Here is a 20,523-nt window from a genome sequence, read left to right as displayed (position 1 = left end):
GCGCGGCCCCTGTCCCAGCACACGCGAGGAGCATTCGAGCACATGCGTATCGGAATTCTCGGCCTCGGCCGCATCGGCGCCTTCCACGCCGAGACCCTGTCCGGACTGGACGCCGTCACCTCCCTCGTCGTCGCCGACCCGGTCGCGGACGCGGCGAAGGCGGCCGCCGAACGGTACGGGGCCGAGGTCGCCGACTCCCCCGAGGCGCTGCTCGCGGCCGGGGTCGACGGCCTGGTGATCGCGGCCGCCACCGACGCCCACCCCGCGCTGATCCGGGCCGGGGTCGCGGCGGGCGTACCGGTGTTCTGCGAGAAGCCGGTGGCCCGCACCATCGAGGAGGGCGTCGCGGTGCTGGACGCCGTGCGGGAGAGCGGGGTGCCGATCCAGATCGGCTTCAACCGCCGTTTCGACGCCGGTTTCCTGGCCGCCCGCGCCGCCGTCCGCGCCGGTGAGCTGGGCAGACTGCACACGGTGCGCTCCACCACCCTGGACCCGGCGCCGCCGCCGGCCGCGTACGTCGCCGCGTCCGGGGGCATCTTCCGCGACTGCTCCGTGCACGACTTCGACATGATCCGCTGGGTGACCGGCCGCGAGGTGACCGAGGTGTACGCGGCCGGCGGCAACCGGGGTGCCGCGTACATCGCGGAGGCGGGCGACGCCGACACCACGAGCGCGGTCCTCACGCTGGACGACGGCACGATCGCGGTGGTCTCCAACTCCCGCCACAACGCCCGGGGTCACGACGTGCGCATGGAGCTGCTCGGGTTCGCGGACTCCCTCGCGGTCGGCCTGGACGACCGGCTGCCGATCCGCTCGGCGGAGCCCGGTGTCACCTTCCCCTCGGGCACCCCGCACGACTTCTTCATGGACCGGTTCACGGACGCCTACCGTGCCGAACTCACCGCGTTCACCGAGGTGGTGGCCGGCAAGCGCCCCTCTCCCTGCACGATCGAGGAGGCGCTGGAGGCGGGCTGGATCGCGGAGGCGTGCACGCTCTCGCTGCGCGAACACCGGCCGGTACCCCTGGCGGAGGTCCGCACCGGCTGAGGGCGCGGGCGCGCGGATCGTCCACGATCAGGCCCAGGGTGCGCGCCCCTCCGCCGGCCTCACGGCAGCTCCGCCGTGTCCACCCCCCGCACCTGGGCCAACTCGTGCTTGAGCGTGGCGAGTTCCGCGCCGCCCGCCATGTGGTTGGTCAGGTCCTCCAGAGTGATGTCCCCCCGGGCCGCGCTGAGTTCGAGCGTGCCGAGGCGCAGGACGCTGAAGTTGTCGCCGACCATGTAGGCGTGGTGGGGGTTGTGGGTGATGAAGATGACGCCGAGGCCCCGGTCGCGGGCGGCCGCGATGTACTTGAGGACCACCCCGGACTGCTTGACGCCGAGCGCGGCCGTCGGCTCGTCCAGGATCAGCACGCGGGCGCCGAAGTGGACGGCGCGGGCGATGGCCACGCACTGGCGCTGGCCGCCGGAGAGGGTGCCGATGGGCTGCTCCAGGTCGTCCAGGGCGATGCCCATCCCCCGGAGTTCGCGGTCGGCGGTCTCCTTCATCCGGGCGATGTCCAGGCGGCGCAACGGCCAGGGGCCCTTGGTGAGTTCGGAGCCCAGGAAGAAGTTCCGCCAGACCGGCATCAGCGGGATGGTGGCGAGGTCCTGGTAGACGGCGGCGATGCCTTTGGCGAGGGCGTCGCGCGGGCTGTCGAAGCGCACCGGCTCGCCGTCCACGAGGAACTCGCCCTCGGTGTGCCGGTGCAGGCCCGAGATGATTTTGATCAGGGTGGACTTGCCCGCGCCGTTGTCGCCGAGCACACAGGTGACCCGGCCCGCGTGCACGGCCAGGTCGACGCCGTGCAGGGCGCGTACCGTGCCGTACGACTTGCCCGCGCCGCGCAACTCCACCAGTGGGGCGGTGTTCTGGTCGGTCATCTCACTCACCTCCGGGTCGCCGTGCGCTGGACCCACAGATTGATCAGGACGGCGCCGAGCAGCATCACGCCGAGGAACGCCTTGAACCAGTCGGGGTTCCAACCCGCGAAGACGATGCCCTGGTTGACCATGCCGAACATGAAGGCACCGAAGACCGGTCCGATCGCGGACCCCGAGCCCCCGGTGAGCAGACAGCCGCCGATCACCGCGGCCGCGATGTAGATCAGCTCCTGGCCCACGCCCTCGCCGGACTGCACGGTGTTGAAGGCGAACAGGTTGTGCATGCCGACGAACCACGCGCCGAAGCTGACCAGCATGAACAGCGTGATCTTGGTGAAGTCCACCCGGACACCCACCGCGCGGGCGCTCTCCTTGCTACCGCCGACCGCGAAGATCCAGTTGCCGTACTTGGTGCGCAGCAGCACCCAGGTGGCGAGCGCGGCGAAGGCGAGCCAGTAGAAGACGGTGATCTTCACCTGGACGCCCCCGATGCCGACCGAGGACGCGAAGACCGCCTTGGCCTGCCCGAAGCCGTCCATGTCGCTGATGTCGTCGGTGGCGACATTGCCGGTGACCAGCTTGGTGACGGCGAGGTTGACGCCCTGGAGGATCAGGAAGGTGCCGAGGGTGACCAGGAAGCTGGGCAGCCCGGTGCGCACCACCATCCAGCCGTTGAACGCCCCGATGGCCAGGGAGAGTACGAGGGAGACGAGTACGCCCGTCCAGACGTTCACGGTGAGTTGGTAGCTGAGCATGCTCGCGGTGAGCGCCGAGGTGATGACGGCGACGCCGGAGGACAGGTCGAACTCCCCGCCGATCATCAGCAGCGCGACCGGCAGCGCCATCAGCCCGATGGTGGAGCACTGGTAGAGCACGGTGGCCATCGAGTCGCCCTGGCGCAGCGTGGGCGCGGCGACGAGGAAGAACACCATGACGGCCAACGCGCCCAGGAACACGCCCACTTCGGGACGTGCCACCAGCCGCAGCGCGAGCGGGCGTCCGGTGCCCGGCGCCGGGCCGGACACCGGTGGCGGGCCGGAGGCGGGCTCGGTCCGCTGGGCGGTGCTCATCAGCGGGTGCCCTTCGCCGCGAACTCGGCGACCCGGTCCACGTTGGACTTGTCCACGAATGCCGGCCCGGTGAGCACCGGCTGCTCGCCGCCTCCGCTGTAGTTGCCGTTGTTCTTGTACAGCCACAGCGAGTCGACGGCCAAGTAGCCCTGGAGGTACGGCTGCTGGTCGACGGCGAACTCGATGGTGCCCTTCTTGATCGCGCCGGTCAGGTCCTTGTTGAGGTCGAAGGTGGCGACCTCGGCCTTGCCGCCCGCGTCGGCGACGGACTGCACGGCGGTCAGCGCGAACGGGGCGCCGAGGGTGACGACATGGTCGAGGGAGCTGTCCTGCTTCAGCTTGGCGGTGATGGTGGACTGCACGGAGGGCCGGTCGGTGCCGTTGACGTACAGCGTCTCGGTCTTGCCGGAGAAGGTCTTCCTCACGCCGTCGCAGCGCTGGGTGAGGCCGACGTTGCCCTGCTCGTGGATCACACACACGATCTTCTTGGCGCCGACCTCGTTCAGCTTCTTGCCGAGCGCCTCGCCCGCGACGCTCTCGTCCTGCCCGAAGAACTGGAGCAGTCCGAGCTTCTTCCAGTCGCTGAGCCCGGAGTTGAGGCCGAGCACGGGTATCTTCGCCGCGTCGGCCTTGGCGATGACGTCCTTCATCGCGCCTGGCTTGGCCAGGGTGAGCGCGATGCCGTCCACCTTCTGGTCGACGGCGTTCTGCACCAGGTTGGCCTGGGTGCCGGCGCTGGGGTCGGCGGAGTAGACGAGCTTGACGTTGTCCTTGGCGGCGGCCGCCTCGGCGCCCTTGCGGACGATGTCCCAGAAGGTGTCGCCGGGCGACTGGTGGGTGACCAGCGCGACCGTCATCCGGGGGGTGTCGGCCTTGCCGGCCGGTGCCCCCGACCCGCCCTCCGCCGCCTTCTTCCCGCCGGAACCGCTGGAGCAGCCGGCGAGGGTGAGGGCCGCGGCGGCGGCCACCGCGACGACCGGGGCCAGTCGGCGTGAGCGCGAGCGAGAAGAGCGGTCCATCTGTCCTGCACCTCACTGTGCTGGGAAGGGTGAGCGCTGTTGCGTCGGGACGGGATACAAGTCCCTGCCGGGTCCGGTGTCAATGGTTTGTCCAGACATGACGGCAGGTGGAGGCCGGGGCGTCGGCACAAAGGGGCATTTCCCCGGTCACCCGGTGAGCGCGGCGAGTTTCCCGAAAGGGGTGGCGGGTACGCCGGAGCCCGGCGGTCTCCAGGAGAGGCCGCCGGGCTCCGGGTGGATCAGGCTTCGACGCGGCGCCGTCGGCCGGCCATCACGGCGTAGACGAGGATGCCGATGAACAGGAAGAGGACGCCCTGGTAGACCGCCGCGTAGCCCGCGCCCGCGACCAGCCAGATGGAGAAGCCCGCGGCGACGGCGGCGATCACCGCGTCACGCACCAGCCGCCGGCCGTCGACCTCGTCGCGGCGGCCGGAGGCGAGGTGGTGCAGCTGCGCGGCCGTGGCCAGCAGGTACGGCACGGTCGCGGTGAAGGTGGTGACCAGCACCAGGACCTCGAAGACGTGCGCCGAACCGGCCATGAAGTTGTAGACGGTGAGCAGCGAGGAGAGGACGACCGTCACCCCGACGCCCACGGTCGGCACCCCGCGCCGGCGCCGGGTGAAGGCGGCCGGGAAGAGCCCGTCGCGCGCGGCGGCGTACGGGGTCTGCGCGCTGAGCAGGGTCCAGCCGTTGAGGCAGCCGGTCATCGAGACCAGCGCGGCCAGGGCCACCGCCCAGCCGCCCCAGGTGCCGCCGAACATGGCGTTCACGGCGTCGGAGAAGGGCGCGGTCGACTTGACCAGGCTGTTGTGGGCGACGGTGCCGAAGACGGAGACCGTGCCGAGCAGGTAGACGAGCGCGGCGCCGGCGGTGCCGATCACGGTGGCCCGGCCGACGTTGCGGCGGGCGTCACGGACCTCACCCGCGCTGACGGCGGCGGACTCCACCCCGAGGTAGGAGTACAGCAGCAGCGCGGCGGACGCGGAGATCGCGCCGACCGGGCTCCCGCCGCCCGGGTTGAACGGGCCCAGCTTGTCCGGGTCGAAGAAGAACAGCCCGCCGACCGCCACGAGCAGCAGCGGGACGAACTTCAGCACCGTGGAGACGAGCTGCACGGCGCCCACCCAGCGGGTGCCCGCGAAGTTGGCGAGGGCCGGGAGCCACTGGATGACCAGCGCCGCGAGGCACGCGGTCCAGCGGTGGTGGCTGACCGGGATCAGTACGTCGAGGTAGCCGACGGCGGCGACGGCGAGCGCGGCGTTGGAGACCCAGGTGGTGATCCAGTACGCCCAGGCCGCGAGGAACCCGGCGAAGTCGCCGAACGCCTCGCGGGCGTAGACGTACGGGCCGCCGGTGCGCGGGTCGCGCTGGGCGAGGCGGCCGAAGACCAGGGCGAGCGCGATGGCGCCGACGGTGAGGACGCCGAGGGCGACCAGGCTGACCGTGCCGTACGGGGCGACGGAGGCGGGGAGCAGGAAGATGCCTCCGCCGATGATGTTGCCCATGACCAGGGCGGTGGCGACGGGCAGCCCGAAGCGGCGGGCGTGCGTGGTCGCGTCGGTGCCCGGTTCCTCGGCCGGGGCGCCGAGGGGGTCCGTCGCCGGAGCCGGCGGCGGAGCGGTTCCGGTGACCTGCATGGGTGGGGGTTACCTCTCGCGGAACTGGCCGTGACCGGCACAGAGGGGGGACGGGCGGTGACCTGGCTCACGGGAAAAGGCCAGGTGAACGGCCCTCCCGGGGCACCGGGCCAGCCCCAATGGTCGGGGATGCCCCGAGTGGCCGCCAAATCACCGCTTCTTGTCCCGTCCCGCCACCGCGATCACGCAAAAACCGCGCTTACCGGGCCTTGACACCGACAGATGTTCACCCGTTCCGGTACCCCCGCCACCGGCCCCGGGGCCGCACTCAGGTAGCCGTCGCCGCGGCCGCCGCCCGGCCCGCCTGCCGTCCGGAGAAGAGGCAGCCGCCGAGGAAGGTGCCTTCCAGCGAGCGGTAGCCGTGCACTCCCCCGCCGCCGAAGCCCGCGACCTCCCCGGCCGCGTACAGCCCCGGCACCGGTTCGCCGGAGGCGTTCAGCACGCGCCCGGAGAGGTCGGTCTGGAGTCCGCCGAGGGTCTTGCGGGTGAGCACGTTGAGCCGTACGGCGATCAGCGGGCCGGCCGACGGGTCGAGTATCCGGTGTGCGGGTGCGGTCCGGCTGAGCGAGTCCCCGATGTAGGAGAGGGCGTTGCGGATGCCCATGACCTGGGCGTCCTTGGTGTACGGGTTGTCCATCTCCCGGTCGCGGGCCTCGATCTGCGCCTTCAGCCGGGCGAGGTCGATCAGGTTGTCGCCGGTAAGCTTGTTCATCCCGGCCACCAGCTCGGACAGTGTGGTGGCGACCACGAAGTCGACGCCGTTCTTCTTGAACTTCTCGATCGGCTCGGGCGTCTGCCAGATCCGGGAGAGCAGCTGCCAGACGTTCTTGTTGGTGAGGTCCGGGTTCTGCTCCGAGCCGGAGAGCGCGAACTCCTTGGCGATGATCTTCTGTGTGGTCACGAACCATGAGTAGTCGTGGCCGGACGCGGTGATCGAGCCGAGGGTGTGCAGGGTGTCGTATCCGGGGATGTCCGGGGTGCCGAAGCGCTTGCCTGTGGCGTCGAACCACATGGAGGACGGTCCGGGCAGGATGCGGATGCCATGGTCCGGCCAGATCGGGTCGTAGTTGCGCAGTCCCTCGGTGTAGTGCCACATCCGGTCGGGGTTGACGATGCGGCCGCCCGCCCGCTCGGTGATCGCGAGCATCCGCCCGTCGACGTGCGCGGGCACCCCGGTGATCATGGTCTTGGGCGGGGTGCCGAGCCGCGCGGGCCAGTTCTGGCGTACGAGGTCGTGGTTGGCGCCGATGCCGCCGGAGGTGACGACCACGACCGGCGCGCGCAGCTCGAACTCGCCGATCACGGTTCGGGAGCTGGGCTTGCCGCGCGCCGCGCCGCTGGGTTCGAGGACGGCACCGCGTACACCGGTGACGGCGCCGCCCGTGGTGACGATGCCGTCGACGCGGTGCCGGAATCTGAAGGCGGCCTTCCCGGCCGCCACCGCCGCCCGCACCTTCTTCTCGAACGGCTCGACCACGGCCGGACCGGTGCCCCAGGTGACGTGGAAGCGCGGCACCGAGTTGCCGTGTCCGTCCGCGAGGCCCCCGCCCCGCTCGGCCCAGCCGACGATCGGGAACCACTGCACGCCCAGCCCCGCGAGCCAGGACCGCTTCTCCCCGGACGCGAAGTCGACGTACGCCTCGGCCCACTTGTACGCCCAGTGGTCCTGGCCCGCCGGGTCGGCCACGCCCCGGTCGAACCCGGCGCTGCCCAGCCAGTCCTGCCAGGCGAGGTCGTGGGTGTCCTTGACGCCCATCAGCCGCTGTTCCTCGGAGTTGACGAAGAACAGCCCGCCGAACGACCAGAACGCCTGCCCGCCGAGACTCGCTTCCGGCTCCTGGTCCAGCAGCAGCACCTTGCGTCCGGCGGCGGCGAGTTCGGCCGTGGCGACCAGTCCCGCGAGGCCGTGCCCGACGACGATCGCGTCCGCGTCCTGCGATTCCCCGGCGAAGGCCGGGAAGGCGTGGGCGGCCAGCGCGGTCCCGGCGAGCATCCCACCGGTGACGGTGAGGGCGCGGCGACGGGTGATTCCTGAGGGAGCGATGGGGTGGTCCATGGCTGCCTTTCGTCGGGGATACCGGCGGTGCGGGGTGACGAGTGAAGGCTGCCGAGGCAGGGAGGAGGTCCTGACGGTCGCCGTCGGCAGGTGTTACCGACGGTAGCCCAGGGGGTGCGGGTCGACCAGAGTCGTGAGCCAACTCTGTTGTTACATAGGCGAGTTACGGCCTGCGGGGCGGGTCGATGGCGTACAGATCGAGGATGTCGGGCGGCGGGGAGAGGCCCGGCCCGCCGGCCCGCACCCAGCCGATGATGTCCTCGGTGGCGTCGGGGTCGTTGACGAGGCCGAGCCAGACCGGGCGGCCCCCGGCCGCTCGTCCGGCGGCGGAGGGCTGGACGACGACCACATTCGCCTGGTCGCACACGTCGAGGCAGTCGGAGATCCGGACGGGCGCGCTCGCGGCGAACCGGGCTGTCTGCGCGGCGTGGTTGATCCCGGTCACCTTGGGAGTGCCGCAGCAGCAGTCCCGGCACACCACGATCCGGCAGGGGGCGGGCTTTGTCTCGGGCATGCCGTGATCGTGTCATCCGGGCTGGTGGAACGTCAGTACCACCCCCGTTCGTTGGTGGACCGGACCCTGGAGGCCACCTATGCTTCTACACACTTGTAGAAGCAGGAAAGGGAGTGGACGCCTCATGGTGTTCAAGAGGCTGCTCGGCTCGCTCGGTGTGGGAGGGCCCACGGTCGACACCGTCCTGGACCCCGGCGCCATGCCGCCCGGCGGCACGCTGTCGGGAGAGGTCCGCCTCGCGGGCGGGACGGCCGCCGTCGACGTCGACCACATCACGCTCGAACTCGTCGCCCGGGTCGAGGCCGAGCACGAGGACGGCGAGAGCGAGGGCTCGGTCGTCTTCGAACGGTTCACCGTGGGCGGCGGGTTCCGCCTCGGCGAGGGCGAACAGCGTACGGTGCGGTTCGACGTGCCGCTGCCGTGGGAGACCCCCGTCACCGAGCTGTACGGTCAGCCGCTCGGCATCGTGCTGGGCGTACGGACCGAACTGGCGGTCACCGGGGCGCGGGACAAGGGCGACCTGGACCCACTGGCCGTACGCCCGCTGCCCGTACAGGAGGCCGTCCTGGAGGCGCTGGGTCAACTGGGCTTCGGCTTCCGGTCGGCAGACCTGGAATACGGCCGCATCGGCGGTACGGGTCAGCAACTCCCCTTCTACCAGGAGATCGAGCTGACTCCCGCTCCGCAATACGCATACGGGGCCAGCGAGTTCGAGTTGACCTTCCTCGCCCATCCCGGCGGCATGGAGGTCGTGGTGGAGGCCGACAAGCGGGGCGGCTTCCTGGGCGGCGGGCATGACGCGCTCGGCCGGTTCACCGTGTCCCACGACGTGGCCGGGGTGGACTGGAACGCACTGGTCGACGGCTGGTTCCGGCAGCTGCTGGAGAGCCGCTCGACGCCGGTGCACGCCGAGCCGCACCACGAGTCCCGGCCCGGCATGGGCATGGGCACCGCCGTCGCGGCGGGCGCGGCCGGGCTGGCCGTCGGCGTGGTCGGCGGCATGGTCGCGGCCGAAGTCGTCGACGAGGTGGGCGACTTCTTCGAGGACGACGAAGAAGACGACGCGGTGGAGGACTGAGGAACCCCCCTACTACGAGGGACACTTGGGGGCCGGGCAGCGGCGCGGCTCCTTCCGTTTCGAGATCTGGAGTACTCATGGCCCTGTGGGACCGCATCAAGGATTCCGCCGCCACCATGCAGACGCAGCTGGTGGCACGGAAGAACGACCTCAAGAGCGGCGCCTTCCGTGACGCGTCGATGGCGATGTGTGCGCTGGTGGCGGCCGCCGACGGCACTGTGGACCCCTCCGAGCGGCGCCGGGTCGCCCAACTCATCGCCAGCAACGAGGTGTTGCAGAACTTCGACGCGATGGATCTGCAGCGCCGGTTCGAGGACAACCTCGGCAAGCTGACCGCCGACTTCGACTTCGGCAAGGTCAGCGTGCTCCAGGAGATCGCCAAGGCGAAGAAGAAGCCGGCCGAGGCGCGTGCCGTGATCCAGATCGGCATCGTGATCGGCGGCGCGGACGGCGACTTCGACAAGGACGAGCAGGGCGTGGTCCGCGAGGCGTGCTTCGCCCTCGACCTGCCGCCGCACGAGTTCGACCTCTGAGACGCGGCTGAGACTCGGGGCGGCCACCTCTACAGCGGGGTGGCCGCCTTCAGCACGAGGAAGAGCGTCACGGCCGAATTGGCCGAGGACAGCGCCGAGATCATCGTCCCGGCCGCCGCCGTCCACGCCGCCACTCCCACCGCCGTGAACAGCGAGGGCCAGACGTGCACGGCGGGCGCGGGCCCCAACAGCGCGGCCACCCGGCGCGGTACGGGTCCCGGGGCGGCGAACCCGGCCAGGACGGGGTGCGGCCGCGAGACCAGCGCCGCCTTGCCGATGGCACGGGCCACCGTCTGCCGGTCGCGCACCACCCCGGCCGCCTCCTCGTCGGCCCACCGCTCCACGGTGTACGACACGGCGGTACGCAGTGGGCGCAGGAACGGGTTGGCCCGCGCGGCCAGTTGGACCAGCAGCAGGAACCGGTGGTGGCCGCCCGCCAGATGCGCCCGCTCGTGCGCGAACAGCGCCCGCCGCTCCCGGGCGGCCAGCCGGGTCAGCAGGCCGGTGGACACCACGACCCGACCCCGGCTCCGGCCCGGCAGGGCGTACGCGTAGGGCTCCGGATCGGGCAGGACGGCGACCGTACGCCGGGGCAGGCCCGCGAGACTCCGCCCGACCCGCCGCCGTACCCGGACATGCCGCCAGAGGACGCGTGAGCAGCCCGCGAGCACGGCGAGCAGGGCCGGGATGGCGAGTTCGCCGGCTGCCTCGTCGTACGGGACGGCCTCGCGCACCTCGTCGTCCGACCAGGCGTCCGGCAGGGGGTTGCCGGGGAGCTGGGCCGTGCCGACCACCATGAGCAGGGTCAGGCAGAGGGTGCTGCACAGGGCCAGCGCGCAGGCGGCGACGGTGAGCAGCCAGGTCGCGGCGCGGGGGTGCAGCCGCTGTTCGGCCAGCCGGGCGACCGGCCATGCCGTCAGGGGGAGCACCAGCGGCAGCAGGACGAACACGCCCATGTTCTCTCAGCCTTCTCCGTCCGGGCCCCACTCGCCCAGCAGGTGCCGCAGGAGACGTTCGTCGTCCGGTTCGAGGGAGGTGACGAAGCGGGACAGTACCGCCTCGCGGTCGCTCTCGCCGTCGAGCACCTTGCGCATGCGGTGCGCGGCGAGGCCGGCCTGGTCGGAGACGGGGGTCCACACGAAGGAGCGGCCGGCGCGTTCGCGGGTGACGGCGCCCTTGGCGAGGAGGCGGGTGAGGATGGTGATGACGGTGGTGTAGGCGAGATCGCCGCCGAGGTGGTCCTGCACCCAGCCGGCCGACGCGGGCGCGCGGGTCTCGCGCAGGGCGGAGAGCACCAGCCCCTCCAACTCGCCCTGGCCCCGTCGCCGGGTACGCCGCTGCTCGTTCACGCCCACTCCTTTCCGCCGTGCGTGGATCGTAGACCGCCGCGGGGGCGGCTCAGTTCCGTTCTTCGCGGGGCAGGACGGTGCCCTCGACGACGGGGCCGGTGGCGGGCGGTGCGTCCTGGGTGCGCAGGGCGCGGGACTCGCTCTTGAAGATGCGGGTGGCCTGGCCGGCCGAGCGGACGAGGCCGGGCAGCTTGCGTACGCCGAGCAGGACGATCAACACGATGAGGAGCAGGGCGACTTCACTCAGGCCGAACATCGGATGCGGTTCCTCCCAGCGGGGCGGTGGCCGGGACCGGGCGGCCCCGCTCCCCATCATTATCTACATTGCTGTAGAAGTCTCCTGCAGAACATGATCGTTCCGTATCCGACCGTCCGCCCGGACGGCCGGGCGGAGCGTGCCGTCGCACGGAGGAACAGAGCAGCATGACCGACGGGACCCCCTCGATCCGACCGTTTCCGGTGCGGCTGGCGACGGCGGTGTGGTGCCGGGGCGTCACCGAGGCGCGCTGGTTCGGGCTCGCCGTGTTCGGCCTGATCCTGGCGAACGCGGCGCTGCTGGGCGCGGAGACGTATCCGGGGCTGGCGGCCGGGTGGCAGGGGTGGTTACGGCTGGCCGAGCAGATGTACGTGGCGGCCTTCACGGCGGAGATCCTGCTGCGGCTGGTGGCGTAGGCGGACCGGCCGCGCGCGTTCTTCCGCGACCCGTGGAACCTCTTCGACCTGGCGATCGTCCTCAGTACGTTCCTGCCGCTGGTGCACGAGAACACCACCGTGCTGCGGCTGTTGCGCCTCGCCCGGGTGCTGCGCACGGCCCGCTTCCTGCCCCAACTGCGCGTCGCACTGGTCGCGGTGGCCCGCAGTCTGCCCGGCACGCTGAGTTTCCTGCTGGTCGGGGCGCTGTTGCTGTATCTGTACGCGATGGTCGGCTGGGTCTTCTTCGCCCGCCACGATCCCGGGCACTTCGGCTCGGTGGGCCGGGCGGTCCTCACCCTGTTCCTGCTGATGACCCTGGACGGCATCGGGGACGCGGTCCACGCTGGCCTGGAGATCTCCCGCTGGAGTCTCCTGTACTACGCGTCCTACGTGCTGCTCGCCTCGTTCGTGCTGGTCAACGTACTGATCGGCGTGGTGCTGACCTCGCTGGAGGAGGCCCGGGAACTGGAGCGGGGCCCGGCGGCCGCTCCCCCGGACCACCGGGCCCTGCTCCAGCACATCGCCACGGCCCGCGAGGCCCTCACCGACCTGGAGCGAAGCCTGGCCGGGACGGCACCCGAGGAACCTCCGCTCAGTGCCCCGGACCGTACTGGCCGTAGTGACCGCCGATCTGGTCCCGGTACGCCGGGTCGCCCAGATGCTTGTCCTTGTCGAACTCGGGCGCGTCCTTGATCTGGTCCTTGGTCTGCGCCACGTGCAGCGTGCGCTCCTCGTGGTCGATCCCGGTGATCGTCCCGGCCGGCAGCAGGACCTCCTTGCCGAAGATCCACACACCGGTGTCGACGACGATGTACTGCTCCCCCACGTCGTTGGAGTGCTTGTCCACCTTGCCGATGGGCCCGTCGAGCGCCTCGACCTTGTACCCGCTCAGATCAGCGTCCGGCGTGTGGCCAGCGGTCGGGCCATAGCTCCACATGTTCTCGGCAGTCACAGACCACACCTCCATACTCCAGCCCCAGGAGGTGGATGCGGTCCACATCCGGTCTCCCGCCAGGGGCGTAACGGGCGGGTGTCCGCCTTGGGTGCGAACAAACCCGAGGTCCCCCTTGCGGAGTACCGCGACGTCAACGGCCCTTACGACGCTCCACGTCAAAGCGGTACAGGACCCGAGCCAGCCGCCACACCCCGGCCAGCGCCCCCGCCAGCGCACCCCCCCATCAGCACCCCTCTGGACACCGGCCCGGAGAAGTCACATACGCGAGTGAGAGCAAACACCGCCCCACGAACGGCTACACCGACGCCCTCCCCTTGAGCTGAGCCGTCCACGTACGCGTCAACATGGGCGAGTTGGCCGCTCACCCCTCTCCCCCGTCCCGCTTCTCCGGCGGGTCCACCTCCGCCCAGATCGTCTTCCCGCCCCCGCTCTCGTACCGCGTCCCCCACCGGTCCGCGAGCTGGGAGACGATGAACAACCCCCGCCCGCCCTCGTCCCCTTCCTGCGCGTGCCGCAGCAGCGGTGCGTTGCCGCCGGTGTCGGAGACCTCGATGGTGAGGGCCTGGTCGAGGATGAGGCGGAGGCGGGCCGGCGGGGTGCCGTGGCGGACGGCGTTGCCGGCGAACTCGCTGACGATCAGCTGGCCGTTGAAGCGGACCTCCTCGTCCAGCCCCCAAACGCGCAGGTGTTGCTCGCAGCAGGCTCGCGCGGCCTCCGCCGCCTGGGGGCCGTCGGGGAGCGCGAGGGTGGCGACGCGTTCGCGGGGGAAGGCCATGACCCGGCAGACGAGCACCTGCGCCTCGATCGTGCGCGGGTGGGAGGTGAGCAGGGCGGACAGTTCGTCGCAGAGGGCCCGTGCGTCCACTCCGTCGGAGTCGGGAACCCGTTCCAGCGCCCGGCGCAGCAGGCCGGGCACCTCGGCGGGGTCGTCGGTGAGTCCGGGGGTGTGCAGGATCAGCAGCGACTCGGGCGGGACGGCGACGGTGACGGACGGGATCGGCTCGGCCGGACCGCCGAGCGACGGCCCCTCGGGCGTGCCGACGGTGTCGATCGTGCGGTCGGGGCGCACGACCAGGACCTCCGGCCCGCCCGCCCGCGCCACCGTGACCTCGCACGACAGCGGGTCCCACTCCGCGTAGGTGCACCCGGCACGCAAGCGGCCGGACTCCCGCTGGGCCGCACTCCGGTCGCGGGCCAGCGTCGCGGTCGTCCGGCTCAGCCGCGCCAGCAGCTCCCCCGGCTGGAGGTCGAGCGTGGCGAGGGAACGTCCGGCCGTCCGCAGCTCGCCCATCGTGGTGGCCGTCCGTACGCCGAACCCGGTGACCTGCCCGACGGCGAGCCCGGTGCGGGCACCCGACAGCGGCATCACGTCGAACCAGCCGCCCCCGCTCTCCTCGCCGGGCAGCCGCAGGTCGGCGATGTCGAGCGCGGCCCCGGTCGGTGGCTGCCTCGGCAGCAGGGAGTGCTGGATGGCCAGTGCGATGGTGTGCTCGCGGTGGAAGCGGCTGGCGTGGTCCAGGCACCGCGCGGTGTACCCGCACACCTTCTCGACGAGGGCGATGTCCTCGTCGGAGAAGGGGCCCGGCGTCTGACCCCGGTAGAGCAGCAGCAGTCCGAGTACCGTCCCCTCGCGCATGATGGGCGCCGCGAGCAGCGCATGCGCCCCGGCCGCGCGCAGCAGACGTTTCAGCGCGGGTTCGGCGTCCAGCCAGCCGGGGTCGGCCTCGGTGTCGGTGGCGCGTGGGGTGTGGGCGGCGAGGAGCGGGGCGAAGGGGCGCTGGTCGAGAGGCCACACCTGGCCGCCCTCGGGGGCCCCGCTGCACGCGATCGGGCACAGCGGCTCGGCATCGTGAGGGGTCAGCGGCGGGGGGTCGCCCTGGGTCATGTGCTCGGCGAGGGCGATGACGACGGTGTCGGCGGCGCCGGGGACGAGCGCGTCGGCGAGTTCGGCGCAGGTGGTGTCGTGGTCGAGGGTCTCCCCGACCTCGCCCTGGATGGCCGCCAGCCGCCGCAGCGGGTCGGTACCGGTATCCGCCGTCTCCGGGGTGATGTCCGCGATGGTGCAGATGAGGCCGGAGCCCTCCTGGCCGGGCGGCAGCGGGAAGAGCGAGAGGCAGAGGGTGCGGGGGCCGCGGCGAGGGGTCGGGTGAGTGCGGACCAGCCGGTTCAGCGAGGCCACACCGCTATGTCGTACATCGCGCGCGCCGGACGTCTCGGTCTCGGGGTCGCGCAGCGGGAGTACGTCGGTGATCACCTTGCCGGCCGGATCGGTGCCGGCCAGCAGGTGGTGCGCGGCCTCGTTGCACTCGGTGACCCGCAGGTCGTCGTCGAGGACGAGGATCGCCAGCGGCGAGGCCGCCAGCGCCTCGCAGGCCACGCGCATGGCCTCGGGGCAGGTCTCAAGGGTCCGCTCGCGTCGGGCGTCGCCTTCCATGGCACCTCCGCAACCAGCATGCGCAACACGCCGACGGGGCGCATTCCGGGGGGCATGGCCGCGCCCCGGCGATCACGTTCGCCGGGGCGGAGCGGGGTTGCGGGTCAGGCCGTGCGGCGCCGGATGACGCGGAACGCCGCCAGGGTCAGCAGGGCCGCCACCACCAGCACCAGCGCGCTGGAGGCCAGCTGGTACGGCCAGTAGTCGCCGGTGACGAGGACGTTGGTGAGCAGGGCGTCCTGGGGCAGCGCGTCGTAGAACATCAGGCCGAATACGCCGCCGGAGTGGAACTCGGACACCTTGCCGAGGACCGGGAGGTCGAGCAGCAGCATCGCCCGGGACCGGACGAGCACGGCGGCCACCAGCCAGGTCAGCAGCGGGGCGGCGACGAGCGTGGGCCACAGGCGGCGCAGATACGTACCGGTCAGGGCGCCGGCCGCGACGCCGAGGAGGACGTACGCGACGGTGACGGGGCCGATCGTGTAGTACGCGTTCTGCCGCTCGGCGCCGTAGGTGAGCAGGTCGAGGCCGAGGGCGTGCCCGACGCTCATCCGGTACAGGGCCACCAGCGGGACGGTCAGCACCACGAAGACCGCAGCGAGCGTCGCCCAGCGGACGCCGAACCAGCGCCGGGGGGTGACCGTCTGGGTGAGCGCGAGGACCACACGCCGGGTCTCCCATTCACGTGCGGTCAGCACACCGGTGAGGAGCGCGGCGCACAGGGCCGGCTGGAAGACGAGCATGGCGCCGTCATCCATGAGTTTCGCGGTCATGGTGTGGGCGTCATCCGTGTAGCGCCCGAAGTGGTACGCCTGGCTGCCCACATGGTTCCGCAGCGCGACGGCGTCGGCCCAGCCGTAGTAGTGGTACACGATCTGGACGCCGATGCGCAGCGCCAGCAGCAGGAGGATCGCGCCGGGAACCCAGTACTGGCGCAGGGCGATCCCGGCGAGGGGCCGGACGCGGCCGGGGCGGGGAGACGTCGGGGCGGCGGCGATGGCGGCGCTCATGCGGCGGTGTCCTTGCGGGGCGGTATCGAGGCGGGAAGGGAGGGACCGGTGAGGTGCGCGAGCACCAGCTCCTCCACGGAGGGCGGCCGCACCTCCCAGTCGGCGGGGAGCGGCCCGGCGCGGCGGATCAGGGCGGTGGTGCCCCGTCCGGCGGGGCGGGACTCCACGACGGCGTGACCGGCGAGCCGCTCGGCGCCGCCCGCGAAGGCCACCACGGCGTGGGCGTCGGTCAGTTCGTCCATGTCGCCGCACAGCCGGGTCGTACCCGCGTCGAGGAGCAGCAGGTGGTCGCAGACGTCGGTCAGCTCGGACAGGATGTGCGACGACATGACCACCGTGGCGCCGGTGTCGGCGACATGCGCCATGAGCAGGCCCATCAGTTCCTGGCGGGCGAGGACGTCGAGGTCCGCCATCGGCTCGTCGAGCAGCAGCAGGTCGGCGCGCTTGCCGAGGGCGAGGGCCAGCGCGATACGGGTGCGCTCGCCGCCGGACAGGCTGCCGATCCGGTCGCCCTTGCCGAACCGGGAGGGGTCGGCGAACCGTTCCGCCAGCCCGGCGTCCCAGTGGCCCTCGTTGAGCCGCGCGCCCAGGCGCAGCGTCTCGGCGACGGTGAACCGGGGGAACAGCGGCCGGTCCTGCGCCAGGTAGGCGACCCGCGGATTGCCGACGCGGGCGGGCCCGCCGAAGACCTCGACGGTGCCGGAGGTGGGACGCCCGAGGCCGGCCGCCAGCTCCAGCAGCGTCGACTTGCCCGCGCCGTTCGGTCCGACGAGCGCGCAGACGACCCCGGCGGGGACGGCGAAGGTGCAGCCGCCGAGCGCGTCCGGACCGCTGCGCCGGTATCTCCTGGTGACGCCGTCCGCGGCGAGCGCCGCTTCAGGACTGCTGGTGGGGAACGGCATCGGGTTCCTTCGTTAGTCGCGTTGACGAGTAGAGGTCTTCGAGCACGGCGGTGAACAGCGCGGCGAGGTCCTCGCGCTCCAGCCCTGCCGTACGGGCCCGCGCGGCCACGTCCGCCAGCTCCGCCCGCCAGGGCGAGTCGCCGGCGGAGGCGCCGAGCGTGCCGGTGACGAACGTCCCGTGCCTGCGCCGGGTCTCGACCAGGCCCTGGGACTCCAGCTCGCGGTACGCCTTGAGCACGGTGTTGGGGTTGAGCGCGGTCGCCTCCACGACCGCGCGGGCGGTCGGCAGACGGTCACCGTGCTCCAACTGGCCCAAGCGGAGGGCCTGTTGGACCTGCTGGACGATCTGGACGTAGCTGGGTACCCCGCTGGACCGGTCGATCCGGAAGGCGAACGCCACGAGTGAACCCCCGCTTTGAACCAATGAACTAGTGGAATGATGCATTGGAGGTTCGGGGAACGTCAAGCGCCGTCCTCGCGGCGGAGCACCGGTGCCCTGAACGGGTGGGTGCGCTCGCTCGACGCGGGGCCTTGGGGAAGGGTGGGCGGGACCGGATGTCACCCCGCGGGAGTCGCCCCATGGCCGGGAGCAGCGCCGCAGAGGTGTGCGGCGACGACGGCGAGGTGTGGGATCTGGCGGCGTACGGGTTCCTCGACGCGGACTGCCCGCCCACGGCCAACCCCAGCCTGTGGCGCCAGAGCCGGCTGGCGGCCCTGCACGGCCTCTTCGCGGTGACCGAGGGGATCTACCAGGTCCGGGGCTTCGACCTGTCCAACATGACGATCGTCGAGGGCGACAGCGGGGTGCTGGTGATCGATCCCCTCATCAGTACGGAGACGGCGGCGGCGGTCCTCGCGCCGTACCGCCGTCATCGCGGGGACCGTCGGCTACCTCGGTGCTCCGGACCCGGACTTCGCCACTGTGACACCGTGAGCGGAGCCCCGTCCGGGGCGAACGCATGGGGATAGGTGAAGGCGTGTGGGGCGGGGCCGTGGGCGTGGAGGTGTTCCAGTCGGGAGACGCCGTCCTGCCAGGCGGGCGTCACGCCCTCAGGGAGCCACCAGAACACGTAGTTGGGGTGCACTGTCCTCTCGAACCAGTCGTCACGCCTGTCCAGCGCCCCGCGGTGCAGGCCGGTGCAGACGGCGTCGAAGGCGGGGCGCAGGCCGGTCCAGAGGGAGAGGGTCGTGGCGAGGGCGGTCGTCTGGGCCGTACGGCCCTTGTCGTACCGGGCCGGTACGGCGAACTCGCCCCACGCGCCCCAGTCCGCGGCAACGCATACGCTCACCACATATGGCGACCTTCGGATGACCCTTGGGCCCATATAGCCGACCGGAACACCCTCCGGGCGGGGCCCTGCGTCAGGCTGGTGGGGCGGGGCGGAGCGAGATCGACCAGGAGGACGTCATGGGCGGGGCACGAAGGGCGCGGTCGGGGCTGGTCGCCCGGCTGCTCGCGCGGTGCGCCGTGGTGGCGGCGATCGGTGCCGCGGTGGTGCTGCTGCTCGCGGTCGGCGGGGGCGGGCTGTTCGTGGCCCTGGCGGCGTTGATCGGGGTGGTGCTCTTCGCCGCCGGCCTGTGGTGGTTCGTGGCCCGGCGGGGCGTGGTGCGGCTGCTCGGCGCACTCGTGGCCGTCGCCGCGCCGGTCGGTTTCCTGGTGTTCATCACGCGGAGCGGCCTGTGGCTGGTCGCGCTGATCTCCGCCGTGTGCTGGGCGGTGGCGGCCCTCACCGGCCGCCAGGCGCTGCGCAAGGCGCGCCCGCACCGGGTCCAGCGGCCCGCCCGGGCGCGTCGGCCGAAGCGACCGGTGCTGATCATGAATCCGAAGTCCGGTGGGGGCAAGGTCGGCCGCTTCGACCTGGTGAAGCGGGCGGAGGACCTGGGCGCGCGGGTGATCCTGCTGGACCCCTCCGCCCCGGCCGACGTGACCGAGCTGGCCGAGGAGGCCGTGGCCAAGGGTGCGGATCTGCTGGGCGTGGCGGGCGGCGACGGCACCCAGGCGCTGGTCGCGGCGGTCGCCGCCGAGCACCATCTGCCGTTCCTGGTGATCTCCGCGGGCACCCGCAACCACTTCGCCATGGACCTCGGCCTCGACCGGGCCGACCCGGCCCGCTGCCTCGACGCCCTGACCGACGGCGAGGAGGTCCGTGTCGACCTCGGCGACGTCTCCGGCCGCCCCTTCGTCAACACGGTGTCCTTCGGGGTGTACGCGGACATCGTGCAGAGCCCCGAGTACCGCGACAACAAGACCGGCACCGCCCTGAACCTGATGCCGGACCTGCTGGCCCAGGAGAACGTACGGCGGGTCGACGCGAACGTGGACGGCAACCGCCTCGCCGAGCAGCAGGCGCTCCTGATCAGCAACAACCCGTACGTCTCCCCGGACGAACTGAGCGGCGGTGGGCGCCGGCCCCGGCTGGACACCGGCGAGCTGGGCGTGATCTCGATCAGGGTGGAGAACGCGGCCCAGGCGGCGGAGCTGGCCGTACGGGGGACGCAGGCGCCGGGGCTCACCGTGACGACCGCGCACCGGGTCGAGGTGACGGCCGGTGAGGAGCAGATCCCGGTGGCGGTGGACGGGGAGGCGCTGTGGCTGCGTACTCCGGTCACCTGCTCGGTACGGCCGGGCGCGCTGCGGGTGCTGCTGCCGCGCGACCGCCCCGGCGTGCCGACGCCCGCGCCGCCCATCGACTGGCGGAAGCTGCTGGACCTCGCGTTCGGTCCCGCCGATCGCACCGCCCCGGCGGAGCACACAGCACCAGGAGATAAACGTGCCTGACCGCAACACCGTCCCCGCCGTCCTCCGCGACCTGCGCGCGGTCGACGGCGCCCTGTACGCCGCCGTCGCCGCCACGCCGACGCCCGCGCTGGACCGGGCGCTGCGGCTGCTGTCGCACGCGGCGGACCACTCGAAGATCTCGTTCGGCGTCGCGGCGGGGCTCGCCCTGCTGCCTGGCCGGCGGCCGCGCCGTGCGGCGCTGGCCGGGGTCGTCTCGGTCGGGCTCGCGTCGGCGGCGGCGAACCTGTTCGGCAAGCGGATGGTGCGCCGGCACCGGCCCGACCGGGAGGACGCGCAGGTGGCGGTGGCGCGGCATGTGCCGATGCCCGAGTCGGCGTCGTTCCCGTCCGGCCACACGGCCTCGGCCACGGCCTTCGCGACCGCCGTGGGTGTCGTGTTGCCCCCGGCCGCCTTTCCCCTGGGCTCGCTGGCGGTCGCCGTGGGGTACTCCCGTGTGCACACCGGGGTGCACTATCCGGGGGATGTGGCGGCGGGCGCGGTGCTGGGGTTCGCGGCGGCCGCGGTGTCGCTCGGCGTGGTGCGGAGGCTGGGCTGAGGGGCGGGGTGGGCCA

Annotated in this window: 19 protein-coding genes and 3 pseudogenes; 7 read left to right on the top strand and 15 right to left on the bottom strand. The window is 72.1% G+C overall.

Annotated elements, in window-relative coordinates; translation table 11 throughout:
* Window positions 1-42: 42 nt before the first annotated feature.
* Complete coding sequence (locus tag D0Z67_RS25510; RefSeq protein WP_031181425.1) at window positions 43-1,047, top strand: Gfo/Idh/MocA family protein; 1,005 nt, start codon at window positions 43-45, stop codon at window positions 1,045-1,047.
* Between the two features lie 59 nt (window positions 1,048-1,106).
* Here the strand turns inward: D0Z67_RS25510 and D0Z67_RS25505 are convergent, their stop codons facing one another.
* From D0Z67_RS25505 to D0Z67_RS25480, 6 genes are all read right to left on the bottom strand, one after another.
* Complete coding sequence (locus D0Z67_RS25505; RefSeq protein WP_051887712.1) at window positions 1,107-1,922, bottom strand: ATP-binding cassette domain-containing protein; 816 nt, start codon at window positions 1,920-1,922, stop codon at window positions 1,107-1,109.
* Between the two features lie 5 nt (window positions 1,923-1,927).
* On the bottom strand, window positions 1,928-2,992 hold the full coding sequence (locus D0Z67_RS25500) for an ABC transporter permease (protein WP_031181427.1): 1,065 nt from the start codon (window positions 2,990-2,992) through the stop codon (window positions 1,928-1,930).
* A complete protein-coding gene (locus D0Z67_RS25495) occupies window positions 2,992-4,011 on the bottom strand; it encodes a sugar ABC transporter substrate-binding protein (protein WP_031181428.1) in 1,020 nt (339 codons plus the stop codon). The genes D0Z67_RS25500 and D0Z67_RS25495 overlap by 1 nt, the downstream gene beginning before the upstream one ends.
* Before the next feature lie 239 nt (window positions 4,012-4,250).
* A complete protein-coding gene (locus D0Z67_RS25490) occupies window positions 4,251-5,648 on the bottom strand; it encodes an amino acid permease (protein ID WP_031181429.1) in 1,398 nt (465 codons plus the stop codon).
* A gap of 268 nt (window positions 5,649-5,916) precedes the next feature.
* On the bottom strand, window positions 5,917-7,704 hold the full coding sequence (locus D0Z67_RS25485; protein WP_031181430.1) for an FAD-binding dehydrogenase: 1,788 nt from the start codon (window positions 7,702-7,704) through the stop codon (window positions 5,917-5,919).
* A gap of 163 nt (window positions 7,705-7,867) precedes the next feature.
* On the bottom strand, window positions 7,868-8,218 hold the full coding sequence (locus D0Z67_RS25480) for a hypothetical protein (protein ID WP_031181431.1): 351 nt from the start codon (window positions 8,216-8,218) through the stop codon (window positions 7,868-7,870).
* 124 nt (window positions 8,219-8,342) lie between these two features.
* Between D0Z67_RS25480 and D0Z67_RS25475 the strand changes: the two genes are divergently transcribed.
* Entirely contained in the window at window positions 8,343-9,296 is a 954-nt protein-coding gene (locus tag D0Z67_RS25475) for a sporulation protein (RefSeq protein ID WP_031181432.1), read from the top strand.
* A gap of 77 nt (window positions 9,297-9,373) precedes the next feature.
* Window positions 9,374-9,829: a tellurite resistance TerB family protein gene (locus D0Z67_RS25470; RefSeq protein WP_031181433.1), complete on the top strand. Its 456-nt coding sequence runs from the start codon at window positions 9,374-9,376 to the stop codon at window positions 9,827-9,829.
* Window positions 9,830-9,858: 29 nt separating this feature from the next.
* Here D0Z67_RS25470 and D0Z67_RS25465 read toward each other — a convergent pair whose 3' ends face one another.
* Genes D0Z67_RS25465 through D0Z67_RS25455 form a run of 3 tightly spaced genes read right to left on the bottom strand, consistent with a single transcriptional unit; the run spans window position 9,859 to window position 11,434 of the window.
* On the bottom strand, window positions 9,859-10,785 hold the full coding sequence (locus D0Z67_RS25465) for a M56 family metallopeptidase (protein WP_031181434.1): 927 nt from the start codon (window positions 10,783-10,785) through the stop codon (window positions 9,859-9,861).
* A gap of 6 nt (window positions 10,786-10,791) precedes the next feature.
* Complete coding sequence (locus D0Z67_RS25460; RefSeq protein ID WP_031181435.1) at window positions 10,792-11,178, bottom strand: BlaI/MecI/CopY family transcriptional regulator; 387 nt, start codon at window positions 11,176-11,178, stop codon at window positions 10,792-10,794.
* A gap of 49 nt (window positions 11,179-11,227) precedes the next feature.
* The gene (locus D0Z67_RS25455) at window positions 11,228-11,434 is read right to left on the bottom strand and encodes a twin-arginine translocase TatA/TatE family subunit (RefSeq protein ID WP_031181436.1); all 207 of its coding nucleotides are present in this window, start codon (window positions 11,432-11,434) and stop codon (window positions 11,228-11,230) included.
* A gap of 167 nt (window positions 11,435-11,601) precedes the next feature.
* Here D0Z67_RS25455 and D0Z67_RS25450 point away from each other — a divergent pair.
* A pseudogene (locus tag D0Z67_RS25450) lies at window positions 11,602-12,564 on the top strand (ion transporter).
* Here the strand turns inward: D0Z67_RS25450 and D0Z67_RS25445 are convergent.
* From D0Z67_RS25445 to D0Z67_RS25420, 5 genes are all read right to left on the bottom strand, one after another.
* On the bottom strand, window positions 12,464-12,808 hold the full coding sequence (locus tag D0Z67_RS25445) for a PRC-barrel domain containing protein (protein WP_234312778.1): 345 nt from the start codon (window positions 12,806-12,808) through the stop codon (window positions 12,464-12,466). The pseudogene D0Z67_RS25450 and the gene D0Z67_RS25445 overlap by 101 nt on opposite strands.
* Before the next feature lie 379 nt (window positions 12,809-13,187).
* Window positions 13,188-15,260: an ATP-binding SpoIIE family protein phosphatase gene (locus D0Z67_RS25435; RefSeq protein ID WP_051887714.1), complete on the bottom strand. Its 2,073-nt coding sequence runs from the start codon at window positions 15,258-15,260 to the stop codon at window positions 13,188-13,190.
* A 104-nt stretch (window positions 15,261-15,364) separates the two neighbouring features.
* Entirely contained in the window at window positions 15,365-16,270 is a 906-nt protein-coding gene (locus tag D0Z67_RS25430) for a hypothetical protein (RefSeq protein ID WP_031181439.1), read from the bottom strand.
* Window positions 16,267-17,172 (bottom strand): ABC transporter ATP-binding protein, encoded by a 906-nt coding sequence (locus tag D0Z67_RS25425; protein WP_031181440.1) that lies wholly within the window; start codon window positions 17,170-17,172, stop codon window positions 16,267-16,269. The genes D0Z67_RS25430 and D0Z67_RS25425 overlap by 4 nt, the downstream gene beginning before the upstream one ends.
* Window positions 17,147-17,572, bottom strand: a complete 426-nt coding sequence (locus D0Z67_RS25420) for a GntR family transcriptional regulator (protein ID WP_031181441.1) — start codon at window positions 17,570-17,572, stop codon at window positions 17,147-17,149. Before D0Z67_RS25420 ends, D0Z67_RS25425 begins: the two co-directional genes overlap by 26 nt.
* 224 nt (window positions 17,573-17,796) lie before the next feature.
* Between D0Z67_RS25420 and D0Z67_RS25415 the strand changes: the two are divergent.
* Window positions 17,797-18,057: pseudogene (locus D0Z67_RS25415) on the top strand (MBL fold metallo-hydrolase); the annotation flags it as partial.
* On the opposite strand, the pseudogene D0Z67_RS25410 reads toward D0Z67_RS25415, so the two are convergent.
* Window positions 18,042-18,443 (bottom strand): annotated as a pseudogene (locus D0Z67_RS25410) (DUF3291 domain-containing protein); the annotation flags it as partial. The pseudogenes D0Z67_RS25415 and D0Z67_RS25410 sit on opposite strands and share 16 nt — an antisense overlap.
* A gap of 137 nt (window positions 18,444-18,580) precedes the next feature.
* Here D0Z67_RS25410 and D0Z67_RS25405 point away from each other — a divergent pair.
* Together D0Z67_RS25405 and D0Z67_RS25400 are read left to right on the top strand one after the other, a co-directional pair.
* Window positions 18,581-19,951, top strand: coding sequence for a diacylglycerol/lipid kinase family protein (locus D0Z67_RS25405; RefSeq protein WP_051887718.1), 1,371 nt, complete (start codon window positions 18,581-18,583; stop codon window positions 19,949-19,951).
* Window positions 19,944-20,507 (top strand): phosphatase PAP2 family protein, encoded by a 564-nt coding sequence (locus D0Z67_RS25400; RefSeq protein WP_234312769.1) that lies wholly within the window; start codon window positions 19,944-19,946, stop codon window positions 20,505-20,507. Before D0Z67_RS25405 ends, D0Z67_RS25400 begins: the two co-directional genes overlap by 8 nt.
* The last annotated feature ends 16 nt before the right edge of the window (window positions 20,508-20,523 follow it).

The organism is Streptomyces seoulensis (assembly GCF_004328625.1).
GTDB lineage: Bacteria > Actinomycetota > Actinomycetes > Streptomycetales > Streptomycetaceae > Streptomyces > Streptomyces seoulensis.
The sequence above is the reverse complement of the archived record's forward strand: the minus strand, read 5'-3'. Positions and strand labels throughout refer to the sequence as shown.

Bases quoted from the DNA above. Each gene is read 5' to 3' on its own strand.
- D0Z67_RS25510 (WP_031181425.1), top strand. From the start codon at position 43: ATGCGTATCGGAATTCTCGGCCTCGGCCGCATCGGCGCCTTCCACGCC.
- D0Z67_RS25505 (WP_051887712.1), bottom strand. From the start codon at position 1,922: ATGACCGACCAGAACACCGCCCCACTGGTGGAGTTGCGCGGCGCGGGC.
- D0Z67_RS25500 (WP_031181427.1), bottom strand. From the start codon at position 2,992: ATGAGCACCGCCCAGCGGACCGAGCCCGCCTCCGGCCCGCCACCGGTG.
- D0Z67_RS25495 (WP_031181428.1), bottom strand. From the start codon at position 4,011: ATGGACCGCTCTTCTCGCTCGCGCTCACGCCGACTGGCCCCGGTCGTC.
- D0Z67_RS25490 (WP_031181429.1), bottom strand. From the start codon at position 5,648: ATGCAGGTCACCGGAACCGCTCCGCCGCCGGCTCCGGCGACGGACCCC.
- D0Z67_RS25485 (WP_031181430.1), bottom strand. From the start codon at position 7,704: ATGGACCACCCCATCGCTCCCTCAGGAATCACCCGTCGCCGCGCCCTC.
- D0Z67_RS25480 (WP_031181431.1), bottom strand. From the start codon at position 8,218: ATGCCCGAGACAAAGCCCGCCCCCTGCCGGATCGTGGTGTGCCGGGAC.
- D0Z67_RS25475 (WP_031181432.1), top strand. From the start codon at position 8,343: ATGGTGTTCAAGAGGCTGCTCGGCTCGCTCGGTGTGGGAGGGCCCACG.
- D0Z67_RS25470 (WP_031181433.1), top strand. From the start codon at position 9,374: ATGGCCCTGTGGGACCGCATCAAGGATTCCGCCGCCACCATGCAGACG.
- D0Z67_RS25465 (WP_031181434.1), bottom strand. From the start codon at position 10,785: ATGGGCGTGTTCGTCCTGCTGCCGCTGGTGCTCCCCCTGACGGCATGG.
- D0Z67_RS25455 (WP_031181436.1), bottom strand. From the start codon at position 11,434: ATGTTCGGCCTGAGTGAAGTCGCCCTGCTCCTCATCGTGTTGATCGTC.
- D0Z67_RS25445 (WP_234312778.1), bottom strand. From the start codon at position 12,808: ATGTGGAGCTATGGCCCGACCGCTGGCCACACGCCGGACGCTGATCTG.
- D0Z67_RS25435 (WP_051887714.1), bottom strand. From the start codon at position 15,260: ATGGAAGGCGACGCCCGACGCGAGCGGACCCTTGAGACCTGCCCCGAG.
- D0Z67_RS25430 (WP_031181439.1), bottom strand. From the start codon at position 16,270: ATGAGCGCCGCCATCGCCGCCGCCCCGACGTCTCCCCGCCCCGGCCGC.
- D0Z67_RS25425 (WP_031181440.1), bottom strand. From the start codon at position 17,172: ATGCCGTTCCCCACCAGCAGTCCTGAAGCGGCGCTCGCCGCGGACGGC.
- D0Z67_RS25405 (WP_051887718.1), top strand. From the start codon at position 18,581: ATGGGCGGGGCACGAAGGGCGCGGTCGGGGCTGGTCGCCCGGCTGCTC.